3 protein-coding genes are annotated in these 2,468 nt (G+C 72.4%); 2 read left to right on the top strand and 1 reads right to left on the bottom strand.

The window, feature by feature from the left end:
• The coding region (locus tag AB0M20_RS38175; RefSeq protein ID WP_364305758.1) for a LuxR C-terminal-related transcriptional regulator at positions 1-1,344 on the bottom strand (1,344 nt) is incomplete at its 3' end.
• Positions 1,345-1,458: 114 nt separating this feature from the next.
• Here AB0M20_RS38175 and AB0M20_RS38170 point away from each other — a divergent pair.
• Both AB0M20_RS38170 and AB0M20_RS38165 read left to right on the top strand, forming a co-directional pair.
• Positions 1,459-1,893: a YciI family protein gene (locus AB0M20_RS38170; RefSeq protein WP_364305756.1), complete on the top strand. Its 435-nt coding sequence runs from the start codon at positions 1,459-1,461 to the stop codon at positions 1,891-1,893.
• 60 nt (positions 1,894-1,953) lie between these two features.
• Positions 1,954-2,468, top strand: a 515-nt coding sequence (locus tag AB0M20_RS38165; protein ID WP_364305754.1) for a sigma-70 family RNA polymerase sigma factor, incomplete at its 3' end; no start/stop codon positions are given.

Genomic DNA, 2,468 nt, shown 5'->3' with positions numbered 1-2,468 from the left:
CCGGTCGAAGGTCGCCCGCCAGGCGCCGCCGGCCTCGCTCGACGCGAGCAGCAGCTCGGCGCTCTCCGCCAGGCACCAGGTCACATGCCGCGACCGCGCCTCGTCGGCCTCGCCCGCCTCGTCGAGCCGATCGGCGCCGTACTGCCGGACGGTCTCGAGGGCCCGGTACCGGGTCCCGCCGGGCCCGGCCATCGCGGTCAGCAGGCTCTGGTCGGCGAGCCCGGCCAGGATGGCCGGAATGTGGCCGGCCGGCACCGGCGGCCAATCGGCCAGCACGGCCGTCGCAGCGGCCGCGGTGAACGGATCGGCGAAGACCGAGACGCGCCGCAGCACCGCCCGGCCCGGTTCGTCGAGCAGCCCGTTGCTCCAGTCCAGCGTCGAGCGCAACGATCGGTGCCGGTCGTCGATCCGCGGGCCGCCGGTCAGCAGCCGCAACCGATCGGCCAGACCGGCTTCGAGCCCGTCCAGGCCGACGGACGGATATCTGGCGGCGGCCAGCTCGATGGCCAGCGCCACGCCGTCGAGGGCTCGGCAGACAGTGGCGACGCGAGCCGTGTCCCCGGGCGTCAGCGGGCTGCCACCGGCCGCGGCCCGCTCGAGGAACAGCTCGACGGCGTCACCCGGCCGGCCGTCGTCCGCGCCGACGGACAACCCCGGCACGGGGAACACCCGCTCGAACGGGACCAGCAACCTGGCCCGGCTGGTGGCCAGGACCGTCAGCCGCGGACCACCGGCGAGCAACCGTTCCAGCAGCACCACCACGCCGTCCAGCAGGTGCTCACAGTTGTCCAGCACGACCAGCGTCTCCCGGTCGGCCAGCCACCGCACGACGTCGTCGATCGCCGAACGTCCAGGCCACTCGCCGAGTCCCAGCGCGTCGGCGATCGCCGGCGCGACCATCGCCGAGTCGGTCACCGGTACGAGGTCGACATACCAGACCCCGTCGGCGAAACGGTCGCCCACATCGGCGGCGACGCTCAACACGAGGCGGGTCTTGCCCACTCCGCCCGGCCCGACGGCCGTGACGAGGCGATGGTCACGCAGGGCAGCGGACAGCGCGGCCCGCTCGGCCACCCGCCCCACGAACGGCGTCAGCGGCGTCGGCAGCGCGGCCGGCCGGCGGGCCGGAGAAGTGCGCAGCCGGGCGGCGACGGCGGCCAGCGCGCGGCGATCGTCGGCCCGCAGTTTCCGCAGCAGGGACGAGACGTGGCTCTCCACGGTGCGCACGGTGATGAACAGCCGCGCGCTGATCTCGGCGTTCGTCAGGTGGTCACCGAGCGCCGCCAGTACCTCCGCCTCACGTGCGGAGATGCCCAGCTCGCCCGGTCCTCCTGGATGGCTCACGCCTAGATTCTGCACGTGTCGAAGGGGCCGCCGAAAAACCTTCTGGCAGGGTGTCGAGCGGGTCGACCGCCGTTCGACGCGTAGGTGAAGCACCCCCGACATGAGGAGACAGCGATGCGGTTCATGGTGATCACCAAGGCCACGGCGGACACCGAAGCCGGTGTGCCGCCCACCACCGAGGATTTCGACACGATGGGCGCGTTCATCCAGGAGCTGGTCGACGCCGGCGTGCTGCTGGCCGCCGACGGTCTCAAGCCCAGCGACAGCGGCGCACGGATCTACTTCGACGGCGACAACAAGACCGTGGTGGACGGGCCGTTCACCGAGACCAAGGAGCTGATCGCCGGCTACTACCTGGTCGAGGCGAAGTCGCTCGAGGAGTGCGTCGAGTGGTTCAAGCGCTGCCCGATGCAGCACCCGGGCGTCGGGTCGCAGACCAACATCGAGATCCGGCAGGTCCTGCAGGCCGAGGACTTCGGCGACGAGTTCACCGCCGACCAGCGGGAGGCCGTGGAGAAGCGGCACGCGAAGGTCACCGGGACCAACTGACCAGCGCGGTGGCGTCCGATCGCGGTTGCTTCTGATCGCGCGGTGGAGTAGACGGAGGCCGTGGCCACTGACACCCACCGCGCGATCGAGGCCGCCTGGCGGATCGAGGCGCCCCGGCTCATCGCCGGGCTGACCAGGCTCGTCCGCGACATCGGCGTGGCCGAGGAGCTGGCGCAGGACGCGCTGGTCGCGGCCCTGGAGCAGTGGCCGGCCGAGGGCGTGCCGCGCAATCCGGGCGCGTGGCTGATGACCACGGCCAAACGCCGGGCCATCGACCAGATCCGGCGCAACGAGACCTTCCGGCGCAAGCTCGAGCAGATCGGTCCAGGCCAGGAGGGGTACGCCCCGGACATCGGCGCGCTGGTCGCCGAGGACGACGGCATCGGCGACGACCTGCTGCGGCTGGTGTTCGTGGCCTGCCATCCGGTGCTCTCCACGCAGGCGCGCGCCGCGCTCACCCTGCGCCTGCTCGGCGGCCTGACCACCGACGAGATCGCCCGGGCCTTCCTGGTGCCGGAGCCGACCGTGGCGCAGCGGATAGTGCGGGCGAAGAAGACCCTGGCCAACGCCCGGGT

It is taken from the genome of Actinoplanes sp. NPDC051633, assembly GCF_040681735.1.
Lineage (GTDB): Bacteria > Actinomycetota > Actinomycetes > Mycobacteriales > Micromonosporaceae > Actinoplanes.
This window is presented reverse-complemented; position numbering and strand designations above follow the sequence as displayed.